This window comes from Nocardiopsis salina YIM 90010 (assembly GCF_000341025.1).
GTDB classification, from domain to species: domain Bacteria; phylum Actinomycetota; class Actinomycetes; order Streptosporangiales; family Streptosporangiaceae; genus Nocardiopsis; species Nocardiopsis salina.
In genome coordinates, this window is record NZ_ANBF01000149.1 from 33,996 (window position 1) to 54,460 (window position 20,465).

Below are 20,465 nucleotides of genomic sequence, written 5' to 3' on the forward strand. Positions count from 1 at the left end.
CGACGCGGGCTACTGGATGCTTCGGTGGGACATCGGTGGGGGCGGAGGGGGCAGGACCGGCAGGGTGTCGTGGTAGATGACAGCGATCTGCGAACTGCTCTCGATGTACCCGTAATCACTGGGCGACACGCGCCCCGACCGGGAGCGCAGCAGGGCGGCGGGCAGCTCGGACATGTCGTCGGGGGACACCGTCACCTCGCGTTCCATCTGCACCGGGCTCAACCAGGATCCGACCGCACGGGGGGAGTCCCCGAAGTGCCAGATGACCACCGGAACCCCGCTCCGCACGGCCAGGGCCACGCTCAGGAAAACTTCGCCGAGACCGCGTGGAACGGAAATTCCGATGACTCTGTCGTCATCGAGCCTTTTGGCGATCAGTCTCTCATTCATGTCCGCCGTGTGGAAGAGGTCGAAAACAGCGGCACTGCCGTCGCGGATAAGGCCGGACCAGCGTTGTGAGAAACGTTTCTGGGCACTTCTGACCTCCGGGTCGCGCCGGTCGAGGAGGGCCTCGTCGCGGTAGACGACCTCGGCGCGTTCGCCCAGGGGCCGCCCCTGGAGCGTGCGCCCGTTCTGCCAGCGTTCGGCGACGGCCTCGGCCATGAGATCGAGCGAGGTCACCAGTTCGACGCGGGTGCTGCTGTGGTGTGCGGCGCGGGAATCTGCGAGAAGCAGGTCGAGGCGGGCTCCCACCCGGACACTGACGTCCTCGCCGGGCACGTCGCGGTCCATCCAGTGTTCGGCGAAGTCGGGAGGACCGCCGCGCCCGTCGCTGAGCACCGACCAGCTCTCCAGGTCGTAGCGGTCGCGGCAGCTGCGGCTGACGCGGACCACCAGGCGCGCGGGCAGGTCCTCGGGCGCGGGCAGGGGCAGGGGGTCGGCGCCCAGGGCCCCGCCCCACTGTCCGAGGAGGTCGGCGCAGGCCAGCGCGGGGTGGGTGCCCGCGAGCCAGGCACAGAACCGCGCGGCGGGGGAGGGGTCTGCGAAGGCAGGGAGCAGGGCGAGGTTGACCAGCGCCTCCCACGCGGTCTCCGGCGGGGGCAGGCCGCCGCCCTTTCCGGCGTGGTCGGCGCGGATCGACCGGTAGGTCTCGCGGACGGCGGGTTCGCAGGGCAGCAGGGTGAGTTCGGCGCGCACGGTCGCGAGGTCCCCGGCGACGGTGGTGGCCCCGGCGGTGGCGGCGTCCACGAGCACGGATCCGAGCACGGAGTCCTCGGCCTCGCGGACGTAGGGAGCCGCCTCGGTGGCCAGGGCCTCGGCGGCGACACTGCGCGCATCCTTGCGCAGCACCCACCGCACCAGCGGCAGCAGTGTCCCCTGGGTCTCGCAGGCGGTGACCAGGCGCAGGGCGAAGCGGTAGACCTGGCCGGTTCCGACCTCGCGCCGGATACGCAGGGGCAGACAGCTCAGCAGGTCGCTCTGGCCCTCCCGGTCCTGCACGTAGGCGACCTCGCACAGGGCGTCGACCAGGCTCTCGCGGTCCTCAGGTGTCACCGCACCCCCTCAACAGGGGAGCGGCGGCCTCCCGGACACGCCGCATGGGTGCGCTGGCCTCCTCCCACGCCGCCAGGTGGTCCAGGACCTCGCCGAGGATCCCGTAGTCGCGGTGTGCCCGTAGAACGAGCTGGTGGGAGAAGACGACGGGGACCGCTCCGGAGTCGATCCTGCGCCGCAGCCGGGGGTCGAGGGCGCTGACGAAGAGGGCGCGTACGTCGCGCGAGGCGACGGTCTCCAGGTCGGAGACGGCCTCGGCGAGCGTGTGCAGGCTCGCGTGGTCGAGGGCTGGTGCGGGGCCGGGTCCGAGCCGGGCGGGCGCGGGTCCTGCGGGGCGCGGAGTGCGTGGCGGGCGCAGCGCGGGCACGGCCGTGAGCGGCACCATCCACGCCAACCGCCCCTGCGCGCCGGCCTCCCGCACGATGCCGAGGAGGCGGCCGTCGCGGTCGCTGACCCCGCTCCCGCTGAAGCCGCGGGGGACNCGTCGACGTCGATCTGCACGTACTCGGGGCGGGCACCGCCGGGGCCGCGCACGGTCCCCGTGAGCCAGCGTCCGGCGGGCGCATGGGGGAACCCGAGGATCCGTATGCCCAGGTCGGTCAAGGTGTGCGGTGCGCGGGTGTCGAGCGGCGCGGGTGCGGCGGGGGCACGGCGGTCCAGGCGCAGCAGGGCCGCGTCCCACGGGGGAGCGTCCTCCCACCACCATCCGTCCTCGACGACCTCGGCTCCGGTGTGCCAGCCGCGATCGCCGCGGGGCGCATCGAGGCGGACCCGGGTGCCGGGGCCGCCCTCGCCGGCGGCGGTGCGCACGACGTGGGCGCACGTGAGGACGTGGTCGTGGGAGACCAGCACCGCGGCCCCGTGGAGGACTCCGCCGTCCCGGTCGGTGATCCTGAACTGCCAGTCGGGTGTGCTGTTGTGGTGGGCGGATGCGGACACGACGCTCCCGTTGTCGGAGGTTGGGCACCCGGGAAATGGGGGGACGGTCCCAGAACACCGGATCCAAACAACACGGCGTTTATTGGCTTCGACTCTACGTATTTACCCCCAAAACGCCTCAGGGCCACCATCCGGAGCCGACAGAACGAGGATTGTTCTCGCGAAGTAATGGTGATATCTGTGAGCGTTGTTTCTCCTGTTGCAAAGGAAAGAGGAGAAAAAGAGGAGGGCCGCGCACCTGATGCGGTGTGCGGCCCTCCGTGTGGTTCGCTCGAGCGGCCGGCCGGTCACGCGGAGGCCGGTGCCTCCTCGGTGGCCGGGGTCTGCTGCTTCTCGGCCCGGAGCTCGTTCCACGGCAGGGGCAGGAGGCTGTCCAGGGCCAGGCGTCCGCCGGAGAAGCCGAGGGCCAGGGCGGTCACGCCCAGGGCCAGTGGGAGCTCGAAGCCGCCGACGAACGCATCGCCCACATGTGCGAAGCCGAGGGCGGCACCCATCATCGCGGCCAGGGCGATGCCGGTCAGCGGGAGCAGCAGGCCGAGGATCAGCGCGGCGCCGAAGCCGACCTCGATCACGGCGCCCACGACCGCTGCGGCCGCGGGGGCGGGGATGCCCATGGCTTCGAAGCCCGCGGCGGTTCCGCCGATGTCGGTGGCCTTGGGCAGGCCGTGGGCGATGAAGGTGACACCGACGACCGCACGGGCAGCTAGGGCGGTGACGTCGTGGACCTTGGACGTGAGCGGGCGTCGGGACATGGTGCCCTCCAGCTTCGTGAGTCGGGTTCGGTCGGGGTGGCACCTAAACTTGAAGGTACAACCTTTTCCCGGGAAGCTATACCGTACCGCGAAGCCGCGCCCGGATCGAGGCCCGCGGTCCGGTCAGCGTGTGTACCGCGGCTCCACGCCCTCGGGGTCGAGAGCCCCGAGTACGGCGGTGCTGATGCCGTCCAGCTGGCGCACCTGATCCGGCGTCAGGGAGTCGAAGAGCACACGCCGGACCTCCTCGACGTGGCCCGGCGCCGCCTCCTCCAGTGCGGCGCGGCCGTCCCCGGTGAGTTCGACCACCGTGGTGCGGCGGTCGCCCGGCCGCTTGGAGCGGCGCACCAGGCCCTCGCGCTCCAGGCTGGAGACCGCGTGCGACATGCGGCTCTGCGAGGCGCGCAGGTACGCGGCCAGAGCGCTCATCGTCATCGTCTGCCCAGGGGTCTCCGACAGCGCCGCGAGCGTGGTGTAGGCCGAGTGGGAGAGGCCGGAGTCATGCCTGAGCTGGCGGTCGAGCCGGGCCTCCAGCAGGTGCACCGCGGTGAGGAAGTTGCGCCAGGTCCACTGCTCGTTCCCATCGAGCCACCGAGTCTCGGACAACGGGCCGCTCCCCACACCGCTCGCCTGTGTACCTGGTGCCAACGCTACCGGGGTGGTCCGGGGCCTCGGATTCACCCGGAGTCCACTCACGATCCGCACCATTTTACTCACGCAATGTTATCGGGGTCTGTAGAGTCACACCCTCCGTCGCAACACACAGGGACCGGTGATCTGGTTTGGCGGTGCAGACCCCGTCCTTCAGGGCGGGGATGACCGTCCGCGGCCCGGAAATGTCACAGCCTCCCGCTACGGTCCCCACCAGGATCGACAGGGGAGGTGTGCGCTGTGCTGACGGGGTACCGGTACCGGCTGGGGGNCCGCGCGGTGTGGAACACCGCCCTGGCCCAGCGCCGCTTCACCGAGAACGACGGCTCCTGGACCTGGCTCCGCGAACACCTGCCGGCGCCCACGGGCGTGCGCGCCTGGTAGGCCCGTACCCCTCCCGCCGTGGGTAATCTGCCTACGGCACGGGCTTCTCGGGAGGGATCGCGATGGGCGTACGCGTAGCCGTGGGGCAGGTCGCACGCACCACGCGACGGCACTACCGGGCGTTGCTGACGGCCCTGCTCATGCCCCTGCTGCCCTGTCTGCTGTTGGGAGCGCTCACCGCAGCCGCCCTCACCGCGCACGGCGCGATCACCAGTGGACAGGCTCCCGTATGGTCCTCTCTCCCCCTGCTCACCCGGGTGTTCGCGGCCACCGGCGTCCTGGCCCTGCTGGCGGGGGTCCCGATCGCCGTGTGCGCCGCGCTCCGAGTCGCCGCCGACGCCGTCCGGGGGCGTGCGCCCGACCTCGGCCGCGCTTGGCGCCCGAGGCTGCGGTGGCCGGCCCGCTTTCCGGCGCTCGGGGTGGTGCCCGCCCTCCTGGGGCTGGTGCCCCTGTTCCCGGCGATCTTGGCGGCGCGCATCGACCCCGCTGTCGGTCTGCTGTGGGTGCTGGTGGTGGCGCCCTGGACCGCGGTGGCCCTGTGCACGCGAATGTCCGAGGAGCCCGTCCCCCCGGGGCCGCGGGCGCCTCACCCCGTTCCGGCCCCGCTGCTGGCCGCACTCCTGGCCACGACCCCGTTCATCACGCCCGGGCCGCTCTGGTTCGCCTACTGGGCCTGAAGCCCGCCGGCCGAGCGGAGCAGCCGCGCCAGGCGGTCGTGGTCGGGGCCGTCCAGGCTCTCCCACTGCTCGCGCTGGGCGTGCTCGACGCTGTCGGCGAGGTCCGCGCGCAGGTCGCGTCCGTTCCCGGTGATGCGCAGGACCACCCGTCGTCGGTCTCTGTCGTCGATGGAACGGCGCGCCAGCTCCTCGTCGACCAGCCGGTCGGCGACGCGGGTGGCGGTGGCCCCGGCCAGACTGAGCTCCTCGCACAGCGCGGCCATGGGCAGAGGGCCGGAACCGGCGAGCAGGTCGAGCATGCGCCACTGGTCGACGGTGAGCCCGTGGCTGCGCACGACCGAGGCGGCCCCGCGGTCGAGGCGGGCCGCCATCCGGCGCAGGAACAGTGCGTCGATGCCCCTGCCCGTGGTGTGTCGACCCATCCGCGCGCCGTCCCTTGCCCGAAGCCCGGCCTTCCGGAAAACTTCCGATGTGAATGTAGCACCACCGTCACGCGGCGAGAGCAACGCGGACACAGGGCCCCACCAGGATCGGGCCCGCCCCGGAGACCACAGCCCACCCGACGAGTGAGGTCGCCATGGCCGCTTACCTGTACCGCTGCCCGGAACGCCACGAGACCACAGCCGACGCCCCCATGGGTGAGGCCCCCGAGAGCGTGCAATGCGACTGCGGAGCCCGCGCCGCCCGCACGTTCACCGCCCCGATGGTGCGTTCCGTGCCCAGGGCCGTCCACCGTATGCGCGACGTGGCAGCCGAGAGCTCAGAGAACCCCCGCATCGCCCACCGATCCTGACCACGACAGGAAGGCCGTTGCCCATGCCCGAGGTCCTCTTCAGCCACGATCCCGACAGGCCCATGGCCCGGCAGGCCGTGCCCGGACACAACCGTTTCCACCCCGACGTCCCGCCCGCAGCGACCGCCCGTCCCGGCCAGGAGTTCCGCATCGAGTGCCGGGAGTGGACCGACGGGCAGATCGGTGACAACGACTCGGCCGACGACGTGCGCGGCGTCGACCTCGACCACGCCCACATGCTCAGCGGCCCGGTCCGCGTGGAAGGCGCCGAACCCGGCGACCTGCTCGTCGTCGACATCCTCGACATCGGCGCGATCCCGCAGGAGGCCTCGGAGAAGGGCCCGGTCTGCGGCCAGGGCTGGGGGTACAGCGGCATCTTCGCCAAGGTCAACGGCGGCGGGTTCCTGACCGACTACTACCCCGGCGCCTACAAGGCCGTGTGGGACTTCAAGGGCCAGGTCTCCACTTCGCGCCACGTGCCCGGAGTGGAGTACACCGGTATCACCCACCCCGGGCTCATGGGGGTCGCACCCTCGCAGGAGCTGTTGGAGCGCTGGAACCGGCGCGAGCGCGCCCTCATCTCCACCGACCCCGAACGGGTGCCGCCGCTGGCCCTGCCGCCCCTGACCTCCGGCACGCTCGCCGGTACCGCCGAGGGCGACCTGTTCGACCGCATCGCCGCTGAGGGCGCACGTACCGTGCCTCCCCGCGAGAACGGCGGCAACCACGACATCAAGAACCTCACCCGCGGTTCGCGGATCCTCTATCCCGTGCACGTCCCCGGTGCGCTGCTGTCCGTGGGCGACCTGCACTTCAGCCAGGGCGACGGCGAGATCAACTTCTGCGGCGCCATCGAGATGGGCGGCTTCATCGACCTGCACGTGGATGTGATCAAGGGCGGCATGGAGTCCTACGGCGTCCACCGCAACCCGGTCTTCCAGCCCGGCCGGGTCGCACCTCAGTACTCCGAGTACCTGACCTTCATCGGGGTGGGCGTGGACCACCGCGACAACACCAACCTGTACCTGGACGCGACCGAGGCCTACCGCAATGCCTGCCTCAACGCGATCTCCTACCTCAAGAAGTGGGGGTACACGGGCGAGCAGGCCTACCTGATCCTGGGCACCTCCCCGATCGAGGGCCGGATCGGTGGGGTGGTGGACGTGCCCAACGCGTGCTGCGCGGTGTACCTGCCGACGGAGATCTTCACCGACGACATCCGCCCGGGTGCGGGCGGTCCCGTGTACAAGGACCGCGGTCAGGTCGCCGTGGCCGGCGGCTGAGGCGCGGCCGACCCGGTGCACACGAGAGCGGGGGTCGCGGAACCGATCGGTTCCGCGACCCCCGCCGGGCGTTCGGGCCGGTGTCTCAGACGTCGCCGTGGACCGGGGCGGGCGTGCCCGAGCCGTCGGTCATCTGCGGTTCACCGGTCTCGCTGGCCTCCAGCCACTCGTCCCAGGACATCTGCCAGTAGCCCCAGCCGTTGTCCCACTCGAACTCGCGGTCGGTGCCGGTGGTGTCGAGGATGTCGCCCATCAGGGTGTTCTCGAAGAACCACTGGGCGTCGTCCATGCGCAGGTTGGTGCAGCCGTTGGAGGTGTTGGCCGACCCGATGTTGCCGTTGCTCGACATCTCGTGCACGAACTCGCCGCTGTTGGAGGTGCGGACGGCGTACTTGACGTCGAGGCGGTAGTAGTCGGGGTCGTCCTCGTCGATGCCGAGGGTGGCGGCGTCCATGGTGAGGTCCTCGTGGCGCTCCATGAGGACGTGTGTGCCGCTGGTGGTGGTGTCGAACTCGCGGTTGGCGGCGCCGTTGCTCACCTCGAAGGTGCGGTCGTGCTCGCCGTCGATCTCGATCTCCATCTCGTGGTCGGGCACGTGCATGGTCGCGATGAGCTCGCGCCCGACCTCGAAGTCGATCTCGTGGTTGCGGTTGCCGTAGACGCCGTCGGCGGCCTCGACACCGGCGAGGTTCAGGTCGACGCTCACCTGCTGGTGGGGCTCCCAGTACTCCTCGGGGCGGAAGACCGCCATCTGGTCGTCGACCCAGTTCCAGGCGCCGGCGATCTCCTCCTCGGACTCGACGTCCATGGAGTTCTCGACCTCGACCTTGTTGGTCACGGGGTGGTCGAAGTTGATGACCACGGGCATGCCCACGCCCACGGTGTCGCCGGAATTGGGGAAGTTGGAGGCCAGGCCCAGGCGGTTGCCCTCGGGTGCGGCCTCGGTGGTGAACTCGTGGACCAGCTCGGTCTCCTCACCCGCCTCGTTCTCGGCGGTGGCGGTGACCACGACCTCGGCGCCGGGGCGCAGGTTCCAGTCGCTGACCCACTCGGTGTCGTCGTCGTTGAGGGTGCCGGTCATCTCGTAGAGGTCGGGGTCCTCCTCGTCGTCCTCGCCGACGCTCTGGTCGACATCGACGCCGGTGATGGACCCGCCCTCGGCTGCGACGTTGACCGGGGAGTTGGGCGGGAGGTTCTCCTCGCCGGTGTCGGGGGAGATGGAGAGTTCGGCGGGGGCGGCGTCGGCCTCGTCGCTGCCCTGCGTCTCCGCGTCACCGGAAGTGCAGGCGGTGGCGATCAGTGCCAGCGATGCCAGCACCGCACCGAACCGGCGCGGGCCGGCCGCGTAGGTCTTCCCCGTCACGTCTGGACCTCCATGGATTGTCTCGAACGCCGTGTCCCTGTATTGGACGCACGAGAGCGAAAAAGGTTCGGATCCCGGCCGCATCGGTATCGAGCGGTTACCGACGCCCCGCGGCTCCGGGGGGCCGGAACCGCCGACGGTACACCCTGGGGGTACATGTCAGGACCACCAGGATATGTGCCGGAAGCCCCATGTTGCACCCGTTGTGTTCGGTCCCTCCCTGCGTCTAGAATCTAGTCCGATCGAACCAGTTTCTCGATAAACCTGAGCAAATGCACAGTTTGTTTCAGAAGGAGGTGCGCCATGCAGTGGATCTTCCTGGCCGGCGCCATCGCCGCCGAGGTGTTCGCGACGACCTCGCTCAAGTTCTCCGAGGGCTTCACCAAGCTCCTGCCCTCGGTCTTCGTGGTCGTGGGTTACGTCACGGCGTTCTTCCTGCTGTCCCAGGCGCTGGTCAAAGGCATGGACCTCGGAGTCGCCTACGGTATTTGGGCGGCCGTCGGTGTCGCTCTTGTCGCCGTGATCGGTGCGGTGTTCCTGGGGGAGTCCCTCACCTGGGTGCAGACCGGCGGCATCGCCCTCGTCATCGCCGGCGTGATGGCCCTGGAGATGGGCGGACAGCACTGAGACCGGAGGAAGACGACGTGACCGACCCCGACCGCATCCAGGACGGCCGCAGGCGCAAGGGCGAACAACGCCGCCGCCTGCTGGTCGAGGCGACCATGCGCGTCATCGAACGCGACGGGGCCGGATCCGTGAGCCAGCGGCGGGTGGCCGCCNACTATTTCGCCGCCGTCGACGACCTGCTCGTGGCCACTCTGACCAGCGTCAACGACCTCTACGTCGAACGCATCGACGCCCTCGGCCCCGGCGACGAGGGGCTCGCCGCGCTGGCCCGGCTCATCGCGCCCACGACCGAGGAGGCCCGGGCCCACCTGGTCGCCGAGTGCGAACTCTTCCTCATGGCGGCACGGCGTCCGGCGATGCGCCCGGAGATCCAGCGCTGGACCGCCACGCTCGACGCCTTCCTCGCGCCCTACGCCGCCGACCCCGTGCGGCGCACCGGCGTGGCCACCGCCATCGAGGGGATGTTCCTGCGCGGCGCCTACTCGGACGCGGACGCACCAGGTCCCGACGAGGCGCACCGCGTCCTGCGCAGGCTCCTCGACCGCTGACGCCGGGTCACCGCTGGGGCGCGTTGCGCGGACCGGAGACCCACGGCTCCCGCGGTGGATTCGGGGCCGGAATGCCGTACCGGGCGTCGTGGGCGACCCGGAACGCCCGAGCCCGGCGGAGGCGCGTCCGCAGCACGAGCGGAAGCACCACGAGCACCGCCACCACGAGCACGAGCATCGTCACCCGCAATGGGGTCACCTGGCCTCCCGCCAACTGCAGCACGAGAGTCAGCCCGTGGAGCACCGCCACCACCGCCACGGGAGCCCAGTAGAGCGGTGACATCATGCGTTCGGCCTGCACGCTCAACCGCCGCCCGAGCGCATCCAGCGCGGGGTCCCCGCTGAGCTGCCCGCGGCGCACGTACCGCCCGGCCGTCCTCCTGCGGTGCGGTTCGGTGACGGCGGGCACCTCGGTACCGCCGACCACCCAGCGGAACAACGCCTGGCAGAGGGCGAACACCCCGACACCCACGAGCACGAGGCCGACGGCGGCCCCCAGCGCGAGCCACGCCTGGTCCGGCGCGAGGCCGTCCCGCGGCAGCACGAGCAGGACCGCCGGGACCACCACGAGCAGGGTCACGCCGACGCACACCAGACCCGCCCGTCGCGCGTAGCGGCGCGGATCGCTCCGCGCGTGGATCTGCAGGCGCACGAGGGCGAGCCCGGGGGCGAACCGCCCGGAGCCCGGTGCTTCCTTCGGTCCCTGCGCCATGGTCACCCCATAGCCGCACCACGGAACCGCAAACCCGGCACCGTCGGACGCACGCGGACGTGAAGTGTGCCCGGAGATCCTCGAAGGTCTGCCGAGATGGGCGTCCGGTGTCCGGCATCACACCTCCGATGCCACTCCAGGGATGGGCACGTCATCCCTGCTCGAACGCGGTCCCACGACAGCGGGCTCGGAAACGTGAGACATCCGTCTGTCCCTTCCATGGCCCTTGTCCGGGAAGCTCCGGAGGAATCCCGACCGGCACCATCCGTGACGACCGAGGCGCTCTACGTGCCCGTAGACGCAGGGAGGCTCCATGTCCGCTTGGAACATCCAGGTCCCCGAGGTGCAAGGGGTCCTGACCACCGTCTCCGGCCAGATCGGCGACGAGGACGGGAGCAGCGGCCTGACCGGGGACTCGCTCGCTCTGGGCGAGGCCACCGCCGACTGCGAGGACGCGGCAGGGAGCGTGCCGATCAGTGCGGCCCTGGGTGAGTTCGCCGAGTACGTGTCCGGCCTCGTGGGCGGGGTCGTCGAGCTGACCGCCTCAGCCGTCGGCGGTGCGGGCGAGGCGACCAGCCACTACGTGGCAGGAGACCTGGAGATGGCGAGCGAGGCCCAGGACAACATCGGCGAGGTCCCCGACCCCCAGTACTCCGACTGATCCATCTCGGCCCGGCCCTTTCACGGGCCTGTTCGTGACCCCCCGTCCCCCACCCCACCCCCCACACCATGGACGACGCCCCTTCCTCCTTCGACATCGACTCGTGCGCTGCCCCGGCCTCCGACGGCGGTGTCAGCCCGTCGATGATCCCCATCCCGAAGGTCGACCGCGAGGCGCTCGAGGCCGCCGCTTCGGCCCTGCGCACGGCCGGCGAGAACATCGAGGAAACCGCCGACGACATCAAGACCTCGTGGGGCGCGCTGAGCCCGGTCTACGTCGCCCCCGAGTCCGAGGCCCTGTTGAGCGCCCTCGACCCGATCACGGTGGACGCCTCCGATGTGGCCGCGGCCGCCGAGGACGCGGCCTGGGCGCTCGAAGGCTTCGCCATCAGCGCAGGCTCCATCAAGAACACACTCATCGGCCTCAAGGAGGAGGCCCAGGAGTTCCGCGAGGAGGTCGGCTGGGACGACGAGTGGCTCGACGACGAGATCCACCGCGCCACCAACGACGGCATCAACAACCGTGTGGCCGAGGCGGTCCAGGCCTACCAAGAGGCGGAGCGCGAATGCGCGAACGCCATCGGCGAGCACTACGACGGCACGCGGTTCATCGGGAACTCGGACAAGGCGCAGTACGACCAGACCGAGACGAGGGATGACGAAGAGCGGAACCGAGAACTCTACGGCGATCTGAATTACAGGGTGGACGACGCCAACCCGTGGGGAGGCGCCGCCGCGATACCGACCGGGGACACCGAGGACGGACTCGCGGGCGGCGGCGTCTTCTTCGCAGACATCGTGGCGAGCGTCGGGATGACTACCGGACTGTGGCGTGACGGACAAGCTGCCTACCCTCTCGGAACCCAACACGGCGAGAACCTGGTCGCCAACTGGGAGGAGCTGAAGGAGACGTTCTTCGCGGTCGCCGGCTCCAACGCTCAAGGCGAGTGGGAGGATCCAGGCAGTCTCGAGGCCCAGTGGGAGAACAGCCAGGCCGCGCTGGCGGTGATCGGTGACTCCATCATCCCGGTCAGCGAGTACGAGGACCGTCCCTACTTCACCTTTGTCAACGGTGGGCTGAACTCGCTCGCCATGATTGCGCCCTTCGGTTGGGTGCGCCTGTCCGGTGACGTGTCCGGAAGCTTCGACACGAGTTCACCCGGCACCGGTGGGGACGCCGGCGACCGGGGCGGAGGGACCGCGCCCATCACGCCGGGCGGGGCGAGGGGAACGGACACGGTGGACACGCCGGAGTCGCCGGCTGCCCACCCTGATCCGACGTCGTAGCTGCAGAACATGGACGAGTCTCTGCAGCGGCTCAACGAGCAGGTGGGCGGAGGCCAGGGCGGTGCACCGAATACGGGGCCGGGACCGGGGGCGGGGGCGCCGACCCCGCCGCCTCCTGCAAGGCCGGAGGGCCCCGGCTCCGCCAGCCCTGGCGAGGGGAGCGGTCCGGGAACCGGGAACCGCTCCGGGGAATCGAGCCGGCCGGGCGAGAACGGTCCGACGCCCAACGACGGTCCTCGCGATGGCGGCGGTGGGCCTGTGGCCTCCACGAACCCCGAGGGCGGTTCCGGTCGGGGCGAGCCCGGAACCGGGACGCGGACCGACGACGGTCGACGTGACGAGTCCGGTGCCCTACCGGACCCCACCAGCCAAGGCCTGCGCGACACCACCAGGAGCGACGGAGCGGACCGTTCCACCGACCCCTGGACCACGTCACCACGCGGTGACCAGGGTTCGCCCGACGCCCCGGCGTTGCGTGACCCGAACGAGAACGGGAACCCCTCCCCGCGGGATGGTGACCGCTCCTCGCCCGCCACCCCGCGCGAGGACAGCGGGTCACCGGCCCCGTCCACTGATGGTGGCGGCAGCGGAGACAGGACCGGAGGTGGGGACCCACCCACGTCACCCGGCGAAGGGCCTGGACCGAGCGACTCCGAAAACAATGGCCGTCCTGGCGACCATGACGAACCATCAGGTACCGGCACAAGAGAAGACGAGAGAAACGGGGGAACCTCTGGAGGTCCTCCAGAGGTTCTGAGGAAAGCACCGCCAGAGAGGGTCATCAACGACCTTCGAGGATTCCGCCCTCGGAGTACGAAAATCGGACCACATTCGTTTCTGCTGCAGCGGGAGGGGATGCAGCACATTCTGCAGAGGCACCACCCAGATTACTGGAATGGGTCGACCAAGAGGAACCAAACCTATTTTGAAGAATCGGTCGGAATTGAAGATATCCCGAACATCGTCGAGGCAGTTCTTCTGCAAAACAAGGAAACGATCCTCCAGGAGGGATCTAACGGAGGTTTCCGGGTAACGGGGGTGGTGCGAGGTCAGGAATATGTGGTAGGTACTACTTTTGGAAGAGTTGGAATGCTTTACCCGAAGTACAAGCAGAGATTAGAGGATTTGGCGTGAACGTGGAGATCAGGTCATTTTTGCGTGGCGAAGATGGATCATTCGTGCCCCTGAGAGGCTGGAGTTCAGGGATCGAAGATCCTTCTTATGCGGAGGGTGCGATTGAAATGGCGGTCAACGGAGTCCCGTTGGTGACCAAGGATATGTGGGATTATATTGTCCCGCTTTGGCTTGGGCTTCTGAGTGCAATAAAGGGCTTGTCCAGGAAGGATGAATCATCTACCTACTTCCCGGATCAACCCATTCTGTTCGAGATGAAAAGAATTGGAGGTCAACGCCTGGAGGTGTCTCTCTCGGCTAGCCATCCGGACCTTGATGTTTCTGCGAATGCAGACGAAAAAGAGTTCGTTCTAAAATTGACCGAAGGAGGTGAGTATTTCTTCTCAATGTTGCTTCACATGGACCAGAAAAACCGACCTCTGTATGAGCATCAGCTGGAGTCCTTCACGGAAATCCGTGCCATGTACAGTTGAGAAGAAGGGAAAAATTAGGGGCCTCGAGATGGGTTGTCCGGTATGAAGGGGTAGTCGAGTGCTGAGGGCACGGAATTATGCTTCCTAGTCCTGGATGTCTGGGCAGGATCCGGAAGGGGTTCCGACTTTATGATGTCGAAAATCAAAGGAAGGCGCCTGTTCGGCCGGAAGATTCAGGAAACATGCTCGGCAAGGAGTCGAGTCCCGTGCGCTACTATTTTGTGAACCTTGGCCACTCAGGGTCGGTGCGCTTGCTGCCCTGGGGGATCGGGATGCAGAATTCTTGCCCGTCATGAATGCGGTCGACATCGACACTCGAATCGATATGTGCGGAATATGGGAGGATCGGCTGAAGAGCGATGCGGAGGCCGATCTCACCCCGGTCGAGTCCATCGAACGCTGGCAGGGAGTGCCAGGTCGGTCGAACACCGGGGAGATCGTTCCAGGCGCTGACTTGCATACCTGCCCTGACATGCCTGCCCTGGATCAAATTCTCAATCCGGGAACCGAGCCACCTGAGGATATCGTAGGAAAATTTCTCAGTGATCCCGTCTTTCTGGCTGGGCGTGAATGGGGCGTTTTCGTGGCAACTGAGGTCGACGCTGGTTATAAGATCCGTGCGGACGGCGAAATTATTTATCGTCCCGTGCGCAAGAACGAGATGATCATCGGTTACCTTTGGGCGTCCAACTCTGAGAACGCCCGGGGTTATGTACCGCGCCCTGCAGCAGGGGCCCCTGCCTGGCAAGCGGAGGGGTGGTGGATCGACCAGGTTGCAGAAGCAGCCGGGCGAGGGATGACGCCGGTGGAAGCTCTCCGTGAGCGGATCGCCGCCCCGAAGATCCCAACGGCGGATACCTCGACCCTGCTGATCAGGAACAGACCGCATCCAGCCTGCAGGAACTCACGCGAAGAGCACAAGGGGTCAGCTGAATCATTCGGTGGCCTGTCACGCACGTTCCCCGCTCTGAAGAACGAGTCCCCCATGAGCCTCACCCTCACCGCCCTCCTCGAACAGCCGCCCGGCATCGACGGGCTCACCCGCGCGCTCGTCGCGGCCGGCCCCGAACTCCGGGTCCGCCTCGTCTCCGACGGCGCCTTCGTGCAGCTCCGGGACGAGGACGGCCACCTCGTAGCCACGGTCCGCGCGGCCGAGCAGCAGACGACCTCGGCGGAGGCCGAGCGCGTACTCGACGCGGAACTCCCGGGCGACCTCCCGGCGCAACCGTGGTGGGTCGAAGCGAGGGCGACGACCTGGGGCGTGGCCCGGCGCGGCGCCGGTGAGGTGGTGCGCCGCCTCTGCGCTTCCCTCGTCCGGCATCACGGTGGTGTCGTACACGAGCCCGAGTATCACCCATCGATTCCGGGAAGCGTTCCCCTCGCTACGCCGACCGACCCCGTCACCGCCGCGGTCACCGAACACACCGCCGTTCTCGTCGAGGACCGCCCCCTGGTCCCGGCGTCGACGTGGGTGATGGAGGCCCTGGCCGCTCATGCACGCGAACGCCGCGGGGTGCAGATCGTGACCTCTCCGGGGGCCCGCGTGACCAGGTCTCTGGCGGAACTGTTGACGACGCCGCTGATCCGGTGGGTGGTGGCCGAGGGCGGAGGCCACCGGGACGGCTTCTCCGCCGAGCCGTTGTCGTGGGACCCCGCGTACGGTTTCGTGTCACCGCAGCCCGGAACACAGCGCGCGTTCCCGCCCCGCTCCGAACCCGATCCGAGTGAGGACGAGCACCTCCTGAAGGTCTCCGTGAAGGCCATCCATCCCGCCGACCCCGACGTGCAACTGGGCAGCACGGTCGAGTTCCTCGCCGAGGGCCTGGTGGGTGGCCCGCCTGCGCTCATGGGGGCGAACGAACGAACCGCTGTCGATGGGATGGGACCCCGCCGTGCTCACGCGCATCGCACGGAACAGGGCACCCGCTGGGCCCGGTGGCCGAGGCGGCGTCGGAACTGGTCGCGGCCGGCTCCCTCGAGGTGATGGAGGTGCGGCGGGGACGTGGCCCTGCCGAGCTGACGCGGCGGCCCTTTCTCACCGGAGCGACCGTGCCGGCAGCGTTCGCGCTGGGTGCGTGGGGGTGGCACGGTCGGGCCGGTCCGAGGCGCTCAACGGCCTGGTGCGCGGTGTGCCCTGGGCCCGTGGCTCTCGCCCGGCGCCTGGTACGACCTGGGGGATCAGGGAACCGACGAAGGGGACCCCTGGTACCTCTGCTCGTGCAACACCTGCGCCGCGACCGGATCGCGCGTGTCTGACGGGCGCACGGTCCTGTCCCGCACCACGGCACCGCAAACCTTCCGGGCAGGGCTACCGGTAGTAGACCCCGATGAGGGAACCGTCGATCTCCTCCACGCGCACGTCGAGCTCGAACACCTCGCGCAGCACCTCGGACGTCATGATGTCCTTCGGCGCACCCGCGTGCGCCACACGCCCCTCCCGCATCGCGACGATCCGGTCGGAGTAGGCCGAGGCGAAGTTGATGTCGTGGATGACGATCACGACGGTCTTGCCCAGAGCATCGGCAGCGCGGCGGATCTGCCGCATCATCGCAACCGCGTGTTTCATGTCGAGGTTGTTCAGCGGCTCGTCGAGGAGCACGTAGTCGGTGTCCTGGCACAGCACCATGGCCACGTACGCACGCTGACGCTGACCGCCGGAGAGCTCGTCCAGGAACCGGTCGCCGAGCGGGACCAGGTCCAGGAAACCGAGTGCGGCCTCGACCTGGTCGTTGTCCTCACCGGTCATCCGCCCCTGGGAGTGGGGGTAGCGCCCGAAGGCCACCAGGTCGCGCACGGTCAGGCGGGTGGTGAACCGGTTCTCCTGCCGCAGGATCGACAACCGCTTGGCGAAGTCCCGCCCGCGCGCCCGGGTCACGTCCATGCCGTCGACGGTGACCGTGCCGCCGTCGGCCTTGAGCAGGCGCCCGATGATCGTGAGCATCGTGGACTTGCCCGCACCGTTGGGCCCGATGATCGAGGTGACACCGCCGCGTTCGATGGTCAGCGAGACCTGGTCGAGAACGGTCGCGGCCCCGTACGTCTTGGTGATCTCGGTCAGTTCGATCAACGGGCGGCCTTTCGCAACAGGAAGTACAGGAACAGCGCACCGCCGGTGAACTCGATGACCACCGTGAGAGTGCCGGCGTGGCCGAGCAGGTGTTCGAGCACGAACTGTCCGCCGACCAGTGCGCACAGCCCGGTGAGGAACGCGATCGGCATGACGTGGCGGTGTTCGTGCCGCCCGGCGATCTGGTACGCGAGCGTGGCCGCCATGAACCCGAAGAAGGTCATCGGTCCGACCAGTGCGGTGGAGACCGCGGTGAGCACGGCGACGATCATGAGCGTGCGGATCGCGATCCGGGTGTGGTCGACACCGAGGTTGACGGCGGTGTCACGCCCGAGCCCGACCACGTCGTAGAGTCGGTGTCGGCGCCACACGTACACCCCGATTCCGACCACGAGCAGCGCCACCCACGGCAGCAGGTCCGGGTCGGCGCGGGTCAGCCGGGCGAACAGCCGACTCTGCAGGGCGGTGAACTCGTTCGGGTCGAGCAGGCGCTGCATGAGCTGGGCGAGGCTGGTGAACAGGATCCCGAAGACGATCCCGACCAGCAGGGTCAGGTGCAGGCTGCCGATCCCGCCGGTGAACAGGCGTTTGAACAGCAGCATCGCGAACAGCACCATGACCCCGGCCTGGAGCACGAACGCCGCGACCGGTGGCAGCATCGACAGCCCGGCGAGCCCGAACACGAAGACCATGCATGTCTGCACCAGAACGAACAGCGCTTCCATGCCCATGATCGAGGGCGTGAGGATGCGGTTGTCGGTGACCGTGTGGAACAGGACGGTGGAGATCGCACCGGCGAAGGCCACGATGAGCATGGTGAACAGGACGGTCGACCGGCGCTCGACGACGTAGGCGACGTTCCCGGTCACGCCCCAGGTCAGGTATGCGATCGAGAAGACCACGGCCAGCCCTGCGAGCACGGCGATGCGCGCCCAGGTGGGGAAGCCGCGGCGAGCATCAGGTACGTCCGTCGCCACGGTCGTGCGTTCGTGTTCAGCGACGGACATGGTTGCTCCTCCGCAGCAGCATGAACAGGAACACCGCCGCTCCCACGACCCCCAGCACCGTGCCGACCGGGATCTCGAAGGGCGCCCGGATCACTCGCGCGAGGATGTCGCACAGCACGAGCACCCCGCCGCCGAGCAGGCACACCCACGGCACCCCGCGGCGGACGTGGTCGCCGACGACCATGCTGACCAGGTTGGGCACGATCAGGCCGAGGAACGGCAGGGTCCCCACGACGGAGACCACGACCCCGCTGACCACGGCGACGATGCCCACACCGAGCGCCATGACGGTCCGGTAGTCGAGCCCGACGCTCACGGCGATGTCGCGTCCGAGCCCCGCGACGGTGAGGCGGTCTGCGACCAGGTAGGCGAGCAGTGCGAGCGCGCCGACCAGCCACAGCTGTTCGTAGCGGCCCTGCATGACGCCGGAGAAGTCGCCGGACTGCCAGGTCCCGAGCGTCTGCAGCAGGTCGGTGCGCAGCGCGATGAACGTGGTGATGGCGCTGATGACTGCGCCGAGCATGATGCCGACCAACGGCACGATCAGCGACGACTTGAGCGCGACCCGTTGCAGCACCGCGAGGAACAGGAACGTGCCCACGAGCGCGGCCAGGCAGGCGGCGGTCATCTTGACCGGGAGCGGGGCCCCGGGGGCGAGCAGCGTGACGACGAGGATGCCCAGTGCGGCGGACTCGACCGTTCCGGCGGTGGAGGGCTCCACGAACCGGTTCTGGGTGAGCATCTGCATGATGAGCCCGGCCACGCTCATGGCGGCGCCGGCCAGCAGCAGGGCCAGGGTGCGGGGCAGCCGGCTGATGAGGAAGAGTTCGCGTGCCTCGGGGTCCTCGATCAGGCGCTGCAGGGTGATGTCACTGGCCCCGACGAAAAGGCTGACCACGGCGAGGGCGAGCACGGCCAGCCCGGCGGCTGTGAGCTTGAGGTAGGGGGCGGCACTGCCCGGGGCGCGGTCGGTGGACCGTTCCCCGGGCCGTGCCGGCGCGGTTGTGGTGGAGGCCACGTGGACGCGTGCTTCCTAGGAGAGGGCGTCTTCGATGTCGTCGAGGACGTTGAGATGGGCCTGGACGCCTCCCACCAGGTAGACCTCCTCGGAGTCCAGGTACAGGATCTGGTCCTCCTCGGCGGCGGTGGTGCGGTTGACCAGCTCGTTGTCGAGGACCTGCCCCGCCGGGGAGGCGCCCTCCTCGCCGATGGCGGTGTCGCGGTCGATGACGTAGAGCCAGTCGGGGTCGGCGTCGGCCAGGGCCTCGAAGGACAGCACCTCGCCGTGGCGGGCGTCGTCACTGGTCACGTCGAGGGTGGGCTCCAGGCCGAGGTCGTCGTAGAAGAAGCCGTAGCGGGAGCCGGGGCCGTAGGCGCTGATCTCGCCGGCGGTGGTGATGACGACCAGGCCGTCACCGGACCCCGAGACGAGCTCACCGACCTCCTCGGTGCGCTCCTCGAACTCGGCGGCCAGGGCGCGTGCCTCGTCGGCCTTGTCGAAGATCTCGCCGTAGGCCAGCACCCGGTCGTTGAGGCTGCCGAGGGTGTCGGCGGAGTCGGTGGTCATGTCGATGGTGGGGGCGATCTCCTCGAGCTGCGGGGTCGCGTCGGAGCTGCGGCCGCCGCTGATGATGAGGTCGGGGTCGAGCCCGGCGACGGCCTCGAGGTCGGGCTCGAAGAGGGATCCGACGTTCTCGACGGTCTCGTCCTCGGCGTGGTGGTCGAAGAAGCCGGGGACGGCGTCGGCGGCGGGGATGCCGGCGACGTCGACGCCGAGGGCGTCGAGGATGTCCAGCTGGGTGTTGTCGAAGACCACGACCGTCTCCGGGTCGGCCTCGACCTCGATCTCGCCGTTCTCGGCGTCGACCGCCACGGTCTCGGCCGCGGTCTCGTCCTCACCGGAGGCGCCGGTGCTGCACCCGGCCAGGACCAGGGCGGAGACGGGGAGCAGGGAGAACCAGGCGGCGGAACGTGGGGACACGACGACTCCAGACTCGGGGCAGCCTCACAACAGGTAAGGCTTGGCTTAGTAAGGCAAGGCTAAAGTTACATGTCGCTCAATGGAAGGCAAAAGGGGCAGGGGGTATTACACGCCCCCATGAGGGTCGGGGGATCACCTGAAACCCCGACCCATCAGGGGGAGTCGCCGCCTCGGGGGCATGTATGTGATCCGCGCCACCACCCGAGGGTGCGCGGGTTCCCACGTTCTGTGGTGGGGTCTGCTCAGGTGCGGCGGTCCAGGCGGGCGAGCAGCTCGGCCACACGTCCGGGCCGCTCGTACGGGGACAGGTGGCCCGCCCCCTCCAGCTCCACGACGTCGGCGTTCAGCAGGCGCCGGGCCGGACCGTGCAGACGCGCCGGGGAGAACAGCACGTCCTCGGAACCGGTCGCCACCACAGTGGGGGTGTCGTGCCACGGCCGCAGGCATTCGAGCGTCAGGGTCGGCGGCGTCAGGGCGTAGCGGCAGTGCGTGGCCACCAGCGTCCACCAGCGCGCCATCGGGTCGGAGGCCTCGATGCGGTGGTCGTGCCCGTGCAGCACGTTGAGCAGGCGGGCGCTCTTGCTGTCGCGCGGGCCGATCATCCACGGCAGGGCCGCGCGCATGAGGTCGCCG

General features: G+C 69.0%; 22 protein-coding genes and 1 pseudogene. 10 read left to right on the top strand and 13 right to left on the bottom strand.

Annotated elements, in window-relative coordinates; all coding sequences use genetic code 11:
• Positions 1-9: 9 nt before the first annotated feature.
• The 5 genes and pseudogenes from D474_RS0116635 to D474_RS0116650 all read right to left on the bottom strand — a co-directional run bounded on the left by D474_RS0116635 (position 10) and on the right by D474_RS0116650 (position 3,791).
• Entirely contained in the window at positions 10-1,494 is a 1,485-nt protein-coding gene (locus D474_RS0116635; RefSeq protein WP_017614674.1) for a hypothetical protein, read from the bottom strand.
• Positions 1,484-1,915 carry a hypothetical protein gene (locus D474_RS33425; protein WP_239647095.1) on the bottom strand — a complete coding sequence of 144 codons (432 nt, stop codon included), beginning with the start codon at positions 1,913-1,915 and terminating at the stop codon, positions 1,484-1,486. Before D474_RS33425 ends, D474_RS0116635 begins: the two co-directional genes overlap by 11 nt.
• Before the next feature lie 98 nt (positions 1,916-2,013).
• A pseudogene (locus D474_RS33430) lies at positions 2,014-2,433 on the bottom strand (trypsin-like peptidase domain-containing protein); the annotation flags it as partial.
• 287 nt (positions 2,434-2,720) lie between these two features.
• Positions 2,721-3,185, bottom strand: coding sequence for a DoxX family protein (locus D474_RS0116645; RefSeq protein ID WP_017614676.1), 465 nt, complete (start codon positions 3,183-3,185; stop codon positions 2,721-2,723).
• Between the two features lie 123 nt (positions 3,186-3,308).
• Positions 3,309-3,791, bottom strand: coding sequence for a MarR family winged helix-turn-helix transcriptional regulator (locus D474_RS0116650; protein WP_017614677.1), 483 nt, complete (start codon positions 3,789-3,791; stop codon positions 3,309-3,311).
• 491 nt (positions 3,792-4,282) lie between these two features.
• Here D474_RS0116650 and D474_RS0116660 point away from each other — a divergent pair, with 491 nt between their 5' ends.
• A complete protein-coding gene (locus tag D474_RS0116660; RefSeq protein ID WP_017614679.1) occupies positions 4,283-4,897 on the top strand; it encodes a hypothetical protein in 615 nt (204 codons plus the stop codon).
• Here the strand turns inward: D474_RS0116660 and D474_RS0116665 are convergent.
• Positions 4,885-5,319, bottom strand: a complete 435-nt coding sequence (locus tag D474_RS0116665) for a MarR family winged helix-turn-helix transcriptional regulator (RefSeq protein ID WP_017614680.1) — start codon at positions 5,317-5,319, stop codon at positions 4,885-4,887. The genes D474_RS0116660 and D474_RS0116665 overlap by 13 nt on opposite strands.
• A gap of 155 nt (positions 5,320-5,474) precedes the next feature.
• On the opposite strand from D474_RS0116665, the gene D474_RS0116670 reads away from it, so the two are divergent.
• Positions 5,475-5,690, top strand: a complete 216-nt coding sequence (locus D474_RS0116670; RefSeq protein WP_017614681.1) for a hypothetical protein — start codon at positions 5,475-5,477, stop codon at positions 5,688-5,690.
• A 23-nt stretch (positions 5,691-5,713) separates the two neighbouring features.
• On the top strand, positions 5,714-6,973 hold the full coding sequence (fmdA, locus tag D474_RS0116675) for a formamidase (protein WP_017614682.1): 1,260 nt from the start codon (positions 5,714-5,716) through the stop codon (positions 6,971-6,973).
• Positions 6,974-7,058: 85 nt separating this feature from the next.
• Here fmdA and D474_RS0116680 read toward each other — a convergent pair whose 3' ends face one another.
• Positions 7,059-8,336: a L,D-transpeptidase gene (locus D474_RS0116680; protein ID WP_017614683.1), complete on the bottom strand. Its 1,278-nt coding sequence runs from the start codon at positions 8,334-8,336 to the stop codon at positions 7,059-7,061.
• Between the two features lie 303 nt (positions 8,337-8,639).
• On the opposite strand from D474_RS0116680, the gene D474_RS0116685 reads away from it, so the two are divergent.
• Both D474_RS0116685 and D474_RS0116690 read left to right on the top strand, forming a co-directional pair.
• Positions 8,640-8,963: a DMT family transporter gene (locus tag D474_RS0116685; RefSeq protein ID WP_017614684.1), complete on the top strand. Its 324-nt coding sequence runs from the start codon at positions 8,640-8,642 to the stop codon at positions 8,961-8,963.
• A gap of 17 nt (positions 8,964-8,980) precedes the next feature.
• On the top strand, positions 8,981-9,511 hold the full coding sequence (locus D474_RS0116690; protein ID WP_017614685.1) for a TetR/AcrR family transcriptional regulator: 531 nt from the start codon (positions 8,981-8,983) through the stop codon (positions 9,509-9,511).
• A 7-nt stretch (positions 9,512-9,518) separates the two neighbouring features.
• Here D474_RS0116690 and D474_RS0116695 read toward each other — a convergent pair whose 3' ends face one another.
• Positions 9,519-10,223, bottom strand: a complete 705-nt coding sequence (locus D474_RS0116695; protein WP_152476882.1) for a hypothetical protein — start codon at positions 10,221-10,223, stop codon at positions 9,519-9,521.
• 313 nt (positions 10,224-10,536) lie between these two features.
• Here D474_RS0116695 and D474_RS0116700 point away from each other — a divergent pair, with 313 nt between their 5' ends.
• The 5 genes from D474_RS0116700 (at position 10,537) to D474_RS34305 (ending at position 16,033) form a co-directional block, all read left to right on the top strand.
• Complete coding sequence (locus D474_RS0116700) at positions 10,537-10,884, top strand: DUF6507 family protein (protein WP_017614687.1); 348 nt, start codon at positions 10,537-10,539, stop codon at positions 10,882-10,884.
• A gap of 68 nt (positions 10,885-10,952) precedes the next feature.
• Positions 10,953-12,170: a hypothetical protein gene (locus D474_RS0116705; RefSeq protein WP_017614688.1), complete on the top strand. Its 1,218-nt coding sequence runs from the start codon at positions 10,953-10,955 to the stop codon at positions 12,168-12,170.
• Positions 12,171-13,300: 1,130 nt separating this feature from the next.
• Positions 13,301-13,777: a hypothetical protein gene (locus tag D474_RS31815; RefSeq protein ID WP_152476884.1), complete on the top strand. Its 477-nt coding sequence runs from the start codon at positions 13,301-13,303 to the stop codon at positions 13,775-13,777.
• A gap of 292 nt (positions 13,778-14,069) precedes the next feature.
• On the top strand, positions 14,070-15,761 hold the full coding sequence (locus tag D474_RS33440; protein WP_239647094.1) for a DUF6177 family protein: 1,692 nt from the start codon (positions 14,070-14,072) through the stop codon (positions 15,759-15,761).
• Complete coding sequence (locus D474_RS34305; protein WP_394296534.1) at positions 15,713-16,033, top strand: DUF6177 family protein; 321 nt, start codon at positions 15,713-15,715, stop codon at positions 16,031-16,033. The genes D474_RS33440 and D474_RS34305 overlap by 49 nt, the downstream gene beginning before the upstream one ends.
• Positions 16,034-16,085: 52 nt before the next feature.
• On the opposite strand, the gene D474_RS0116720 is transcribed toward D474_RS34305, so the two are convergent.
• The 5 genes from D474_RS0116720 to D474_RS0116740 form a co-directional block, all read right to left on the bottom strand.
• Positions 16,086-16,844 carry an iron ABC transporter ATP-binding protein gene (locus tag D474_RS0116720; protein ID WP_017614689.1) on the bottom strand — a complete coding sequence of 253 codons (759 nt, stop codon included), beginning with the start codon at positions 16,842-16,844 and terminating at the stop codon, positions 16,086-16,088.
• On the bottom strand, positions 16,841-17,851 hold the full coding sequence (locus D474_RS0116725; RefSeq protein ID WP_017614690.1) for an iron chelate uptake ABC transporter family permease subunit: 1,011 nt from the start codon (positions 17,849-17,851) through the stop codon (positions 16,841-16,843). Before D474_RS0116725 ends, D474_RS0116720 begins: the two co-directional genes overlap by 4 nt.
• Positions 17,838-18,869, bottom strand: coding sequence for an ABC transporter permease (locus D474_RS0116730; RefSeq protein ID WP_017614691.1), 1,032 nt, complete (start codon positions 18,867-18,869; stop codon positions 17,838-17,840). Before D474_RS0116730 ends, D474_RS0116725 begins: the two co-directional genes overlap by 14 nt.
• 15 nt (positions 18,870-18,884) lie before the next feature.
• Positions 18,885-19,832 carry a siderophore ABC transporter substrate-binding protein gene (locus D474_RS0116735; protein WP_017614692.1) on the bottom strand — a complete coding sequence of 316 codons (948 nt, stop codon included), beginning with the start codon at positions 19,830-19,832 and terminating at the stop codon, positions 18,885-18,887.
• 242 nt (positions 19,833-20,074) lie between these two features.
• On the bottom strand, positions 20,075-20,465 hold a 391-nt coding region (locus tag D474_RS0116740; protein WP_017614693.1), incomplete at its 5' end, for an alpha/beta fold hydrolase.